The organism is Legionella clemsonensis (assembly GCF_002240035.1).
GTDB classification, from domain to species: domain Bacteria; phylum Pseudomonadota; class Gammaproteobacteria; order Legionellales; family Legionellaceae; genus Tatlockia; species Tatlockia clemsonensis.
Genome location: NZ_CP016397.1, coordinates 540,001 through 554,776, shown reverse-complemented (window position 1 = coordinate 554,776; position 14,776 = coordinate 540,001). Strand labels below are relative to the sequence as shown.

The window sequence follows — 14,776 nt, the reverse complement described above, 5'->3', positions numbered from 1 at the left end:
TGTTTATGAAGGTGGAGAAATAGCACCGGGTTATGACGTTAGTCAGTTTTTTACTGTCACTGAAAATGGTAAACGCATTTTCCCTCCAATCCGTATTATTTCCTAGGCCACATAAAGATTGGGCTAATAAGCCCAATCGAAATTATTTCCTGTTTCTTTTCTATGGCGGCACCATTCATTGGATACTTCACAATTTCAAAATTTGTAATTTAATAAAGCCACTTGAAAAATTGGGTGTGCATGCAGAAAAACACCAAATTGTTGTAGAGTTAGGATGTTTTTTTAAAGAGCAACACCTTGAATTAAAGAGTTCGGGTATTAATATAATATATACATTCTATCGATATTTAGTTGTTGAGATTAATTTACAATTCCGAGACTTACATATATTCCAAACCATAATCTTTAAAAAAATCAATTAAGGCGCATCCATAAAATTGCACTAGAGCTGCAAACAGCATTAGCAGAAGTAGCATTTTATCGACTTAAATTTTTGATAATAGCTCAGCAAATCTTGGTTATACCGAGATTACGTTGACAGCTTTTAAAGCGCACATAAAAACTCAGCAAGGAGTTGATTTAACAAAGAATACTTTTAGCAAACATCTAAAAAAATTTCTCATAAAAATAATTATAATTATACCCAACCATTAGGAACAGATATGAGAAACGCTGGTACTATATATCGGGTGAATTCAACTAGCTAATGCAACCGCACTTTTCTCATCATTTGTTTCGGACAAAGATAACATAGCTGGTGTCTTAAAGCCTAATGTTTTTCTTGGTCTATCATTGAGTTTATTCATAATTATTATAAGTTTGTTGTTCTGTGACTGTTTCAAAGCTAGCCTTTTTTTAAGTATTGTCGTACCAGGCCATTGGTATTTTTCATCGACAGCTTCCCCATAATCAATCTCCCTTGTATCTTCGGTAACATTATTTATGAGGCAACGAATCAGGTTTTTGCTATTTTCGGTAACATTCTTTTGATGCAATTCGCTCGAGAGAGGAAACCACATCCATAGCTCTCATTTGTTCTATAATAATTTATTAGGGGATAACTACTATCTAATAAATTAGGAAAACCAACTATGCTTTACACAACCATACTTAACTTGATTAGACTCAAATTAATTCAGCTCATCATAAGACGTGTTATAGCCTCCAGGGCAGCAAAAGGAAAAAATATAAAAACAATGAGCCTTGTTGCCTATTTGGTGGAATTAGGACTTACCTTTTTACTGGACAGCAAAACCAAAAAAGTTTCTAAATCAAAAAAGTAGCGTTTGAATAGCGACAATAAATAGTATAAATTAAGTGAAAATAATCGCTTGATTAAAAGGATTTATGCGCTACTTCGCCCCACCATTGACTTTCTTAAGTCTTTCTATTTTACTTGCCAATACCGCAGTACATGCAGACTTCAGCCCCAGACCTTTTCCTTTTATACCACGGGCCTTAGGTGAGGTTTACTTTGGAGACAGGACACTGGGCGAAGCGGATGCCATGTTACCGTTTTATGGGAATCAGGATGGCATCTTCTATGTAGACGGACTGGGAAAAATTGGTAGTGATGATGGTTCGTTGGAAAGTATTGGCGCAGGCTATCGTGGTATTCATAATAATACTTTCTTATGGGGTGTCTATACTTTCGGTGATTTTAACCGTGTTGATCGGGGGCCGCGTTTTTCTGTCGTTAACCCCGGGCTAGAATTCATGACGAATCTATGGGACGTCCATGTTAACGGCTATTTTCCCACGTCAAACAAAAAATTCAGAGCACATTCTTAGGCCAACAAATTGGAACCACGCAATACATAAGTTTTTCCGGTCATCGTGAATTTGATAATTTGATAAATCTAGTTGAAGAAACAGGCAATGGCGTTGATGGCGTCATCGGTTTAACCCCACCAGACACAAGTTACCTTCGATTGTTTGCAGGTGGCTATCATTTTTCCTTTAAGGAAGCACAAGATATCAATGGCATCATTGGTGGAGTGGAAATGCCTCTTAATCAATATTTTACCGTCTCCGTGCGTGATAGCTATGACAGAGTCCAAAAAAATACTGCATTATTGACACTTCGCCTCACGTTAGGAGGTATTGCCAAAAGCGAGCAACCCAATATTCATGAACGCCTACTGGATCCAATACCACGGCATCTGGGGACCTGGAATACAGGCGCTGGTATTCCAACCCAACAGGCTTACGTTAATACCGGTGTACAGGTACTTACTCGTGATAATATTTGGTTTTTCAGCAGTAGTGGCGCTCCTTTTGTCGCCGCCAATGGCTTGAGCAATTGTACCTTTGAAAACAAATGTAACAGTACTTCTTTTAATCAATTAACTCTCGATGCCATCGATAGTTTTTCACCTAATGCCAATTTTTATCTTGGTCCAGCTACATATGGTACTCTCAATAGCGTTTCATCTATGCGCTCGCATACCACTGCATTACTTTCTACCCTTTCATTGAACGAAGGACAATCCATTTACGGTCGCAATGGTGATTACAAAGCGCGACAGAATGAAACCATCATAGGGTCTCTCATTCTTTCAGGAAACGATACGATCGATTCAGTCACCCTACTCAATAACAATGGAGAAAATCTAGCCGGTTTAATTATCCGTGGTTCGAACATCCGTATTACTAATTCGAAGATTGGCCAATACAGCAATCTAACTGGATATCGTTCTGCCATTGAAATTGAAGGGGCCAACAATGTCACTATAGAAAGTAGCGATGTGATAGCTTTTTTAGAAGACAGAGATATATTTGATGGCGCCCCAATCGGTATTTTAGTGCAAAGCTCTACTGATATTCATTTGTTAAATAATAATATCTTGGTAGAAGCGACACAAAATATATCTGATTTTGCTACCGCACAAGGAATTGTAATATTCCAAAGTAAGGATGTTGAGATTCAAAACAAACGCTTGGATGTAAAAACCTTCAGCTCAGGCGGTGAAGTAGCTTTCGCTACAGGAATCCAGCTAGTAGAAAGCCAGGCAACTATACTAAAGTCATTATTGTATCCTGAAAGACTACCAGAAGAAATGATTCGTCATCCCAATATTGATCCATTAGTTCCCGCTGCATTCAATGTTGAAGCACACACTGTAGGAGGAGAAAATAATTTTAGTACCGCTATTGGTATAGAAGTTAGACGCAGTACTGCTCTAATTAATTATAACTTAAATATATCTCCTTCCATTGGTGAAGCCAGAGATAAAATTCAAGTTACCGCAGAAAATATTGGCGGAAATTCGAACATCGTTGGGGCATTTGGCATGATTATTTTTGAAGGCAGGGCCTCTGTAAAAGGAGTTCATTTGAATGTTGATGCGATTGATATGAACGGCAATGGCTCTGTTTTTGCATCAGGGTATGAAGTGGGCGGTTTTACCAGCCCTAGTATATTAGCTCTTTCTCCCAGTGTTAATACCATTCGCGCAACAACAAATAACAGCACAGCAACTCTCGATGCCATGGGTATAAATGTTTACGAAGGTGGAGAAATAGCACCGGGTTATGACATTAATCAATTTTTTATTGTTACTGAAAACGGGCAACGCGTTTTCCCTCCAATCCGTATTATTTCCTAGGCGATAAAGATTGGGGCTAATAAGCCCAATCGAAATCATTTCCTGTTTCTCCTCTATAAGGTGGCACTATTCACTGAATACTTCACAAACTCAAATTTATAGTGCTCTCTGTATGCAATAATTTCTCTATCTCGGAACGGTCGTGGCTTTTTCAAGGAATATTGGTTATAATGTTGTCACGCTGACTATTATGAGAGCACTCCATGCCAACTATTCAAGAACTCATACATGCAAAAAATAAAACGACTTATCTATTAAAACAAGAGATAAGTAGTGCATTTTACAGCCAACTATCTAATTTAGATAAAGAGGAAAGAATTAGGCTTGCCAAAGAGATTGTTAATCAACGTGGGCAAAATTTTCCGACCTTAATCAGAAAACTAAGTAAGATTTGCTTCGACACCAATGGTGCAAAGTTCATTCGGGAAGGTTCTGCAGATTTTTTAGCGGGTATTTTGGCCGAATTAGTCAAGCAAAACGAACGTAAAAAAGAGAAAAACAAGCAATTCGTGCCCCTTTTCATTCAAAATGAGGAAGATGCATTTCCTGAAGACTATCAATTTGATGAAGAAGTCGCTTATATCTTTTCTACTATTTACGAGGTCGCAGGTGATGGATATGATGAAACATTTGCCAATAATTTAGCAAGCAATTTAGCGAATAAAATTTTTAACGGTTTGATTTTAGAGTCCCCAGAAAATAAAAGTCCACAACTCGCTATACGAATTGCTAAAAAGACCCAACAGGCTGTCAGTAATGCAAAATCCTTAACCAGCTACTTCAGAGAACGTATTGATGAGGCACCTCCTTTCCCTGATACCTATTATCAAGAGAGACAGCAATCCTACCAACAAGCAGTTAATCAAATTAAAGATTCAATTATCACTGCTGAGTGGGAGGTAGGTAAGCTGGAGATAGGAAATTTTGCTTTTTTCCGTGGTGGAGTTGACATTGAGGTAGATGGAAAACTTAAGAGAGTTCCCCATCGTGTGGCTGAAATCTATAAATTGATTACCACCTTTGAAGCCAAAGCTGATCCTAATGAACAAGAGATTTATCAACTTTACCACGATATACAACAATTTGCTCAAGAGGCATTAAACAGTCCTCGTCGAGGTCAAAAACAGTCTACTAAAGATTTTTATGGAAAAATCCTCAATGATTTTTACTTGGAACACTCAGAAGAATTACAAGTAGAGGAAGGTGAAGAAGACGCTCTTATCATGAAATGATTGAGCTAAGAATGGGCTTACAAGCATCTTCACAAAACGTTAAATTACGTTCTACCTGAATCGTTGCGTGATGAATTTGATGTTTGTCACGCAACATCTTAACCAGCACCTGTCTCGCTTCATCACTTAATGGTGTTTCTGGCATATAAAGATGCACCGAGAGCGCATTTTCCTTGGTACTTAAAGCCCAGATGTGCAAGTCATGAACTTCCTTAACCCCAGGTTCTGCTTGCAAAGAATCCCGAACGTCCATCCAGGAAATACCACGAGGAACTGCATCGATTATCAAATGGAAACTATCAGCAAACAACGACCAGGTTCCTTTAATAATTATGACAGCAATCAGTAACCCAACAATAGGATCAATCCACAACCAGTTAGTGAAATAAAGAATAACGGCTGCAATCACCACACCGACTGAAATCAAAGCGTCATAGAGTAAATGTAAAAAAGCACCTCGTATATTCAAATCATCTGTACCGCGTAAAAATAAAGCTGCAGTTGCGCCATTAACCACGATACCTATACTGGCAACAATGATGACAGAAACCGCTTGAATTTCGGTAGGAGAAAACAATTTATACATGGCTTCCGTAGCAATAATGCCACAGGTAAATACCAGCAGGACACCGTTTGCCAGAGCTGCCAGAATGGAGGTTTTCTTCATTCCATAGGTGGTATGATGGGTGGGCAGACGTTTTAATAAACCATTGGCTATCCAGGCCAAAATCAAGCTAAGTACATCACCTAAATTATGGACTGCATCGGCTAACAAACTGGTAGAGTTGGCAAGATAGGCAAAAATAATCTGACAGATAACAAATACACCATTTGCAATAATTGCAATTAAAAACGCCCCATTAAATTCCGACACATGATGATGAGAATGCGCATGAGGGTGATTATGCTCTTCATTGTTAGGCTGATGAAAGATCATTCTGTCTCCTGATTATCAGAAGACGGAGCTGTATTTTTATCATTACCGTAATAATTCATACCAATTTTAATGCGTTCTCGCTCATTTTTTTTACGCCAAAGATTGGTATCGCGCAATGAATAAACACAACCACAGTACTCCTGCTTGTAAAAATTTTCGCGTTTGGCAATTTGATACATGCGCTCTGCGCCACCATTTTTACGCCAATTATAAGTCCAATAGATCATATTGGGATAGCGGCTGGCTGCGCGTGTACCTGAATCATTAATTTGATTCATATCTTTCCAGCGTGAAATTCCTAAGGAACTGCTGATTACAGTAAAGCCATGCTCAAACGCATAAAGCGCTGTGCGCTCAAATCGCATATCAAAACAAGCCGTACAACGCTTGCCGCGCTCAGGCTCCCATTCCAGACCCCTAACTCGGGCAAACCAATTGTCCTTATCATAATCAGCATCAATAAAAGGGATATTGTGCTTTTTAGCAAAAGCTATGTTTTCCTGTTTTCTGATTTCGTATTCTTGTACAGGGTGAATGTTAGGATTATAAAAAAATATGGAAAAATTAATTTTTGAAGCCAATAAAGCCTCCATCACTTCGCCTGAACAAGGAGCACAGCAAGAGTGAAGCAATAATTTATCAGCACCATTGGGTAATACTAATTGTTCACGTTCAATCATGATTCACTACTCGGTATATTAATAAAATGTTGACGGTAATAAGCTAATTCCACAATAGAGTCTTTAATGTCATCCAGCGCTAAATGTTTTGATTCCTTAGTCACTCCATTCATAAGCTGCGGCCGCCATCTTTTGACTAATTCTTTTAGAGTACTAACATCGAGATTACGGTAATGAAAATAAGCCGCTAATTCAGGCATGTATTTATATAAGAATCGTCTATCCTGGCAAATACTGTTGCCACACATAGGCGACTTACCCTTATCCACATAACTTTTGAGAAAATCAATAGTTTGTCGCTGTGCCTCCGCCTCATCAACCGTTGATTCTCTAACTCGTTTTACTAATCCGGATTGATTATGTTGTTTGGTATTCCATTCATCCATACCGGCGATTAAAGCCTCATCCTGATGAATGGCCAATACTGGTCCTTCAGCTAAAATAGTTAATTGTGAATCAGTAACTATTGTGGCTATTTCAATAATCCTGTCTTTTTCTGGATCAAGCCCTGTCATCTCTAAATCAATCCAGACTAAATTATCATTATTTTTCATAGTTAGGTTCCAATTGTTCAGCACAGGCAACGCGCTTTTGATGCAACGCTTGTTTTATGGCCTCACCCTGATACCCCTGCGCTATAAATACCTGTGGCGATATTTTCGCACATTCTTTCAATAAATAATGCCAATTTTTAGCCTGTGGATAGTCTTTTTTTCCTGCCCCTCGTCCTTTTGCATCTGCCTCACAGACCAGTAATAATTTTTCAAATAACTGGGGGCGTCGAAACGCATCGGTTTGTTCCAGAATTTTAATTTTTGTGCCTGGTTTAAGTTCAAAAAAGCGGTGAATATTTAAATGAAATCGCGATACCATTTCGGCAAACTTGCGATAATCAGCCGGGATGCGCAACCGAGTGCACAAATCTCTGATAATAGCCACTCCTCTGATTTCATGTTGAACCTGTCTCGGCCACTCTGCCATTGGCGTTACCCCCTTTCCTAAATCATGGACGAGCGCTGCAAATCGTACTATTGGTTCAGTCGATAATTTTACCGCATTTTCAAGTACCATCAATGTATGCACGCCGCTATCTACTTCAGCATGATATTTTTTATGATTAGGAACACCAAAAAGGACATCCAGTTCAGGTAAAATAACCTTAAGAGCTCCACAAGCCCTTAAAGTTTTAATAAATACCTCTGGATTTTTTTCTTCAAGGCTGCGATACCACTCTTGCCACACACGCTCAGCAACGAGATGGTTTAATTCACCTCGTTTTACCATAAGGTACATCAGTGCTCTTGTCTCATCCGCTAATTTAAATCCCAAATGATGGTAACGTGCAGCAAAGCGAGCAACGCGCAAAACTCGAACAGGATCCTCAATAAAAGCAGGAGAAACATGTCTTAACAGTTTTGCTTTTAAATCAGCCTCACCATGATAAGGATCAATTAAATGACCATTAGTATCCATAGCTATGGCGTTAATGGTTAAATCCCGACGTAATAAATCATCTTCCAAACTAACCTCAGGATTAAAATCGCATTGGAAGCCGTAATACCCTGGAGCTGACTTGCGTTCCATCCTTGCTAAAGCATATTCTTCTTTCGTTTTAGGATGCAAAAATACAGGAAAATCTCGTCCTACTTGTTGATAACCTAATTCCTGCATCTGCTTAGGCGTTGCCCCAACAACAACCCAATCTCGCTCCTTGACAGGATAGCCCAATAATTTATCTCGAACTGCGCCTCCTACCAGATATATTTTCATGAAATCTACGCCCTTAGAAGTAATAGTTTGGTGAAATTCTATTTAACTAGTAGTAGGAATTATAAAAGAATTCAGCTTCTATGATAAAATTAAAACAAATCCTAAATGTTGACCTTTGCAATTATAGACTATATTGAAATTATGAGTAAAAGGCGAGTTAACAAACAGCAATCAGCCCGTATTGAAAAAAATCAAGCAAACTACCGCTCTGGCAAAATAGCTGATGGGACCTCTTTCCCTGGTCTTGTACTTACTCGCTTTAGTCGACATGCAGAGGTTGAAGATAGTTCGGGGAATCACATTCACTGCTCTATTCGTCCAAATATTGATTCTTTAGTCGCAGGTGACCGTATTATTTGGCAACCAGAAGGCGTTGACCAAGGGGTGATCGTAAGTCGCTTCCCACGTGAGTCAGTACTCGGACGCCCTGATAAAAGGGGAGAATTTAAACCTGTTGCAGCCAATATTACACAAATCATGGTTGTTGTTGCAGCAAAACCTGACTTATCCTGGGCTTTACTTGACAGCTATCTGATAATGGCAGAGTCTTTGAAATTAAAAGTGGGTATTATTCTTAATAAAATTGATTTGGCCTGTGAGACAATTCGCAAAGATTTAGAGACCTATTATCAGCCTCTCGGCTACCCATTATTGCTTACCAGTAAAGAGGATTCGAAAACTTATCTGCAACTAAAGAAAACGCTTAATCATCAGGTTAGCATTTTTGTTGGCCAGTCAGGGGTAGGGAAATCTTCATTGATAGCAGGCATTTTACCTCATGAAGCCAATATTCTAACTGCTGAGATATCGTTAAACACCCAATTAGGTTGTCACACCACAAGTAATTCACGTCTATACCACCTACCCAGTGGCGGAGCATTGATTGATTCTCCCGGTGTACGAGAATTAGGTCTATGGCATATGCCTTTAAGTGAAATAGTTGAAGGTTATCGCGAATTTAAACCTTTTAATACTCGGTGTAAATTTCGTAACTGCAATCATCAGGATACACCTGGTTGTGCGATCATTTTAGCACTGCTATCTGGTCAAATTTCGGCAAAACGCTATGATAATTTTATCAAAATTACTAAACAATTTTTAAATAATTCTTAAGCTTTTAGGGAAATAGGTTCCATTTGTACAATATCGTCTCCAACATGCTGTAATGGAATGGATTGAGTTAACGATTCTAAATACTGGGTCATAGCAATATTGTGGCTATTAACTATTCCCTTAATCCCTATTTTAAATTGTGAAATGAGCTCGGAAATGGTTATTTCCTTTTTCGAGCTTAATTCTAAAGAGGAAATATATTGCTCCAGACGTTTTTTTGTCTCGTTATACTGGGCACCAAATTTTCCTGGAGTAGTATTAAACATACCATATTGGTTTGTAGAAGAGATAGAGACTCTGGCTAATCGTCGTGTAATAAAATGAACGACTTTCTCATTTAAATCATTATCATGATCCGAGATTTTTCTTTTTCTTAATTCTTGAAGTATTAGATGACGGGCTTTTGGAGGTAATGCTTTATTATTTAGCAATTTATTAAATTCTACATTAATGCGAACCCATTGCTGATATTGATTTTCAGGTTGTATTCGTGTTTTGATCAGTTCATCCAGAAAATTTTCGATAAGCATGCTAGTTTTTGCATTGCACCTTTCAGTCAAAGACGTAAGCACCGACAATAACAATTCCGGCTCAAAGCATACTTGATTTCTAGGTTCAAACATTGATTCATCTTTAATTGATTCCAACCAATCTAAAGTATCTTTATAGCGAATATATTTCCTTATAAAATCATTCTGCTCCAACGCCCGTTTAACAATATTGCGCATTGTATAGGTATAAGTAAAACGAATTTTACTGAAATCTCCGTTGTCGAGTGCATATTCAAGTGCTTTAAAAAGCTCTTTACCGGTTGCCGTAATTATATTTTTTTTCTGATCCCAAAACTGCAAGGAGGAACCAGTACCCCAAATGCAACTAAAATTATGGGTAATTAAGGAAACAAGTATAGTTAATGCACGTCGGGTCGCTTCCTTGTCATCCACAAAATCCCAGTTACGAAAAACAAGTTGAGCTGAGCATAAACGCATGTCATCAAGCGCCGCTAAAGCATTTTCCTCAATAGCCTGATTAAATTTTTCCTCAGGAGCATAATCTGCAACTAGTTTCGCAAAAAATTGTCCAGCGAAAGCAATACATTCTCGCTCCTTTAGAGGTACTTCTTTGGCAACAATCGGTTCTGCTGATGTATTTTCTTTTTGATGCGTGGTCGAATTTTTTTCCTCGAGTTTTTCTCCACTCCTCATTTGGTCTTCAGACAAACTGATAGTTTGAATAGTAGAATTTTTATCCTCTTCGGGCGTTTCGTTCAGTTGAACTTCTGCAAGAATTTCTTGAACGCTTCTTTTCTGTCCTCGCCAGATTACGGTATGCGCATAGAGCCTGGCTAATTCATCCTCAGGTAGATTATTTAAGAATCCAAAAAATTTAAAATAAGCTTCTTCGGCAATTCGTTCTTGCTCTGAGGTTATACTATGACCAAGGCGTAAAGCGTAGGGATTTAAAGTCCCATTTACCAATTCTTTTAGGGCCATTACCGTTGATTTTTTTATTGGAAGACATTCTTCTTCAATAGCAACAACTTGGGCGTAATATTCATAGAATTGCAATTCTGCAAAAGGTAATCTTTCTATTTCCTTGGCAGTCAACTTGCGAAATCGTTCTCCTGAAAAATGATAGAAGGTACCATTAGCTTGATGTTGGCTTACACAATTTGGTAAATATATTAATTCTTTCTCATCTTCTGACAAAATAAATCGAGATAAAGGGAAATTGGTCAATATCTCTTTGGAAATAGGATCACTATCCTCAGTTAAAGTAGGAATTAATAACTTATAATAATTTGCTTCAATATACCCTGCGCCTGCCAGGTATTGAGCTAATCTAATCCAGGAGCGGTTTTCCTCATTTTGCTTCCTTAAGTAATCATGAGGGCTATCTTTAATAATTTGCCAACGAAATGCATAAAGTTTTTTTATTTCAGTAATAATCTCTTTAGAAATTTCTCCTGTAGCAGGAATCTTTTCCAGGAAATCATGTATCTTAGGTTTAATTTCTGCAGCATTTGAATCCAGTTTATTTATTAATTGCCGTAAATGAGTTAAGTCAAAGTATTCTCCCACCTTCAATATTTTATAGACAGGAAGTAAATTCTCACATTTACTTACCAAGGTGGGATCAAAGCGACAAATCCATCTGGCTACATCTGCCAATTTTTCTTCAAGGTCTGGTGTTTCATTAAAACAATCAAGTAAAATGTTGACAAGATAGTGATTATGTTCTCTACCAAAGATCTCAATACCATAAAAATGATTAATATCTTCTAAAGGACATGCTTCCAAATCTTTAGTAAAATTCTTTAATTTTTGATGGAATACTTTCAAATTTTGATTCATTGCCTTTGCATTGAAATAGCATTCGACCACTTCAAGCAAATCAGGCAATAAGTGTTCTGGACATTTCCCCTTTTGCTGCCAGGTAGGTGCGAAACGTCGCATAATGTAATCCCAAAGATTGGCATAGGTTTCATTGTCAATTTCTTTGGCTAATTCATCTCCTTTTTTTGAACGAATTCTAAACATTTCTTTTAAAGTTAATGCTCTTGGCAAAATTTTTTTTACATCAAACGTTGAAAATACAGCGGATGGTTGCTGCAATCGCTCAAGCAGTCCCTTAACTCTATGCCAAGTTTTATCATCATTTGAAAGATAAATAGATCGAGGATCTTGATCATCCTCTAGACGCAGAAATTTTTCTGGATCAATCGATTCAAGTTTTGGCATTAATACCATTAGATAAGGCTTTTTGCATACTTTCCCCAATTCTCTGGCGAACGTAATCCAGGGAATGTTATTACCTCTGGGATCAAAGGTATAATCTTCTGAGGTATCCGCTATATGAGTCCAGCGTTTAGCAAACACTTCTTGAATCCACTGAAGTTCTTCTCCATTAAGTGCCAAATCAGCGTTTTCTGTTAAATTTGCTTCTGTCTCGGAATTAGAAAGAGGATATTTTTCTTTAAAAGCATGCAGTAATTCTTGGTCATGAGGTCCTAAATTATGTTCAATGTCCGTTAAAGCATTGATAAATTTATAAACTTGACTAACTAACATACTGCTCTACTTCCTTGTAATGATAAGTAATTTTACTGTATTTGTTTTACACTTACGAGAGGAATCTTTCGACTTTAGCGAACATCCGAAAAATCGTAAGCATACCATAAATTTCAGCATTGCGAATGGTTCTTATTCTAATTCTTCATAAAAAGGGAAGCAGCAAGAATTTGTTAGGCCTTTTCGAACCAATAAAAATTTATTCGCCTCTTTAGTGTTGAGTCGAAAACGACTCAATCTACGAATCAAGGTAAGGTAGGTAAAAAAAAAGCGGCACGAGGCCGCTTTGGAATAAAACCCTGGCGATGACCTACTTTCGCATGAGGAAGCCTCACACTATCATCGGCGCTGGTCTGTTTCACTTCTGAGTTCGAGATGGAATCAGGTGGTTCCAAACCGCTATAGTCGCCAGGAAAACTGGTTTTCCAGCTGGGTGGACAGGATTGTTTTATTCTCTGTCTTGCCAGCAGGCTGGTAAAGAAGTTAAGGGCAACACAAGGTTGACTCGTTTAATCGTTTGTTGCCATACCCTGAAGCAATTCAGGTTATATGGTCAAGACAATCAGCCAATTAGTACGAGTTAGCTTCACACATTACTGCGCTTCCACACCTCGCCTATCAACGTCGTAGTCTTCAACGGGCTTCATGGGAAAACTCATCTTGAGGGAGGCTTCCCGCTTAGATGCTTTCAGCGGTTATCCCGTCCGAACTTAGCTACCCGGCAATGCAACTGGCGTTACAACCGGTACACCAGAGGTTCGTCCACTCCGGTCCTCTCGTACTAGGAGCAGCTCCTCTCAATTTTCCTACGCCCACGGCAGATAGGGACCGAACTGTCTCACGACGTTCTAAACCCAGCTCGCGTACCACTTTAAATGGCGAACAGCCATACCCTTGGGACCTGCTTCAGCCCCAGGATGTGATGAGCCGACATCGAGGTGCCAAACACCGCCGTCGATATGAACTCTTGGGCGGTATCAGCCTGTTATCCCCGGAGTACCTTTTATCCGTTGAGCGATGGCCCTTCCATTCAGAACCACCGGATCACTAAGACCTACTTTCGTACCTGCTCGAGCCGTCACTCTCGCAGTCAAGCACCCTTTTGCCTTTACACTCTTGGTACGATGTCCGACCGTACCGAGGGTACCTTTGTGCTCCTCCGTTACTCTTTGGGAGGAGACCGCCCCAGTCAAACTACCCACCATACACTGTCCTCAACCAGGTTTACTGGTCCAAGTTAGAACCTCAATAATAACAGGGTGGTATTTCAAGGTCGGCTCCATGCGAACTGGCGTCCGCACTTCATAGCCTCCCACCTATCCTACACAGTTATCATCAAAGTCCAGTGCAAAGCTGTAGTAAAGGTTCACGGGGTCTTTCCGTCTAGCCGCGGGTACACTGCATCTTCACAGCGATTTCAATTTCACTGAGTCTCGGGTGGAGACAGCGTGGCCATCGTTACGCCATTCGTGCAGGTCGGAACTTACCCGACAAGGAATTTCGCTACCTTAGGACCGTTATAGTTACGGCCGCCGTTTACCGGGGCTTCGATCAACCGCTTCGGATTTCTCCTAACAGCATCAATTAACCTTCCGGCACCGGGCAGGCGTCACACCCTATACGTCTTCTTTCGAATTTGCAGAGTGCTGTGTTTTTAATAAACAGTCGCAGCCACCTGGTCTCTGCGGCCCTCACCAGCTTCGTTTCGCAAGGAAACTAACCAGCAAGGGCGTACCTTCTCCCGAAGTTACGGTACCATTTTGCCTAGTTCCTTCACCCGAGTTCTCTCAAGCGCCTTAGTATGCTCTACTTGTCCACCTGTGTCGGTTTGCGGTACGGTTCTCTATAAGTTATGGCTAGCAGCTTTTCCTGGAAGCTTGGCATCAATGACTTCCCTGCACCCCGTAGGGTCAGGACCACTGTGCACCTTAGCGTTATCAAGAGACCGGATTTGCCAAGTCTCTCCGCCTACATGCCAGTACCGGGACTACCAACGCCCGGCTCACCTAGCCTTCTTCGTCCCCACTTCACCACTTATAGAAAGTCCAGGAATATTAACCTGGTTCCCATCGACTACGCTCTTCAGCCTCGCCTTAGGGGCCGACTCACCCTGCTCCGATTAACGTCGTGCAGGAAACCTGGGACTTCCGGCGAGAGGGTTTTTCACCCTCTTTATCGTTACTCATGTCAGCATTCGCACTTCTGATACCTCCAGCAGACTTCTCAATCTACCTTCTTCAGCCTACAGAACGCTCCCCTACCACGTGCACTAAAGTGCACATCCGCAGCTTCGGTGTATAGTTTTAGCCCCGTTACATCTTCCGCGCAGGCCGACTCGACCAGTGAGCTATTACGCTTTCTTTAA

Annotated in this window: 10 protein-coding genes and 2 rRNA genes (1 of these 12 cut by a window edge); 4 read left to right on the top strand and 8 right to left on the bottom strand. The window is 39.8% G+C overall.

The window, feature by feature from the left end; genetic code table 11:
- Positions 1-695: 695 nt before the first annotated feature.
- Positions 696-1,019 carry a hypothetical protein gene (locus clem_RS02355; protein ID WP_094090143.1) on the bottom strand — a complete coding sequence of 108 codons (324 nt, stop codon included), beginning with the start codon at positions 1,017-1,019 and terminating at the stop codon, positions 696-698.
- Between the two features lie 328 nt (positions 1,020-1,347).
- On the opposite strand from clem_RS02355, the gene clem_RS02345 reads away from it, so the two are divergent.
- The 3 genes from clem_RS02345 (at position 1,348) to clem_RS02335 (ending at position 4,840) form a co-directional block, all read left to right on the top strand.
- Positions 1,348-1,791, top strand: a complete 444-nt coding sequence (locus clem_RS02345) for an inverse autotransporter beta domain-containing protein (RefSeq protein WP_094090141.1) — start codon at positions 1,348-1,350, stop codon at positions 1,789-1,791.
- Positions 1,792-1,850: 59 nt separating this feature from the next.
- On the top strand, positions 1,851-3,608 hold the full coding sequence (locus clem_RS02340; RefSeq protein WP_094090140.1) for a right-handed parallel beta-helix repeat-containing protein: 1,758 nt from the start codon (positions 1,851-1,853) through the stop codon (positions 3,606-3,608).
- A 203-nt stretch (positions 3,609-3,811) separates the two neighbouring features.
- Positions 3,812-4,840: a hypothetical protein gene (locus clem_RS02335; protein WP_094090139.1), complete on the top strand. Its 1,029-nt coding sequence runs from the start codon at positions 3,812-3,814 to the stop codon at positions 4,838-4,840.
- On the opposite strand, the gene clem_RS02330 is transcribed toward clem_RS02335, so the two are convergent.
- From clem_RS02330 to clem_RS02315, 4 genes are read right to left on the bottom strand one after another with little or no spacing between them, the layout of a single operon-like run.
- A complete protein-coding gene (locus clem_RS02330) occupies positions 4,830-5,777 on the bottom strand; it encodes a cation diffusion facilitator family transporter (RefSeq protein ID WP_094090138.1) in 948 nt (315 codons plus the stop codon). The two genes, clem_RS02335 and clem_RS02330, sit on opposite strands and share 11 nt — an antisense overlap.
- Complete coding sequence (locus clem_RS02325; protein WP_094090137.1) at positions 5,774-6,457, bottom strand: epoxyqueuosine reductase QueH; 684 nt, start codon at positions 6,455-6,457, stop codon at positions 5,774-5,776. Before clem_RS02325 ends, clem_RS02330 begins: the two co-directional genes overlap by 4 nt.
- A complete protein-coding gene (orn, locus tag clem_RS02320) occupies positions 6,454-7,011 on the bottom strand; it encodes an oligoribonuclease (RefSeq protein WP_094090136.1) in 558 nt (185 codons plus the stop codon). Before orn ends, clem_RS02325 begins: the two co-directional genes overlap by 4 nt.
- Complete coding sequence (locus tag clem_RS02315) at positions 7,001-8,227, bottom strand: multifunctional CCA addition/repair protein (protein WP_094090135.1); 1,227 nt, start codon at positions 8,225-8,227, stop codon at positions 7,001-7,003. Before clem_RS02315 ends, orn begins: the two co-directional genes overlap by 11 nt.
- A gap of 141 nt (positions 8,228-8,368) precedes the next feature.
- Here clem_RS02315 and rsgA point away from each other — a divergent pair, with 141 nt between their 5' ends.
- Positions 8,369-9,340, top strand: a complete 972-nt coding sequence (gene rsgA, locus clem_RS02310; RefSeq protein ID WP_094092246.1) for a ribosome small subunit-dependent GTPase A — start codon at positions 8,369-8,371, stop codon at positions 9,338-9,340.
- Here the strand turns inward: rsgA and clem_RS02305 are convergent.
- The 3 genes from clem_RS02305 to clem_RS02295 form a co-directional block, all read right to left on the bottom strand.
- Entirely contained in the window at positions 9,337-12,411 is a 3,075-nt protein-coding gene (locus clem_RS02305) for a hypothetical protein (protein WP_094090134.1), read from the bottom strand. The two genes, rsgA and clem_RS02305, sit on opposite strands and share 4 nt — an antisense overlap.
- A gap of 297 nt (positions 12,412-12,708) precedes the next feature.
- Positions 12,709-12,824, bottom strand: a 5S ribosomal RNA gene (gene rrf / locus clem_RS02300).
- A gap of 136 nt (positions 12,825-12,960) precedes the next feature.
- Positions 12,961-14,776 (bottom strand): 23S ribosomal RNA (locus clem_RS02295) (it continues 1,083 nt past the right edge of the window).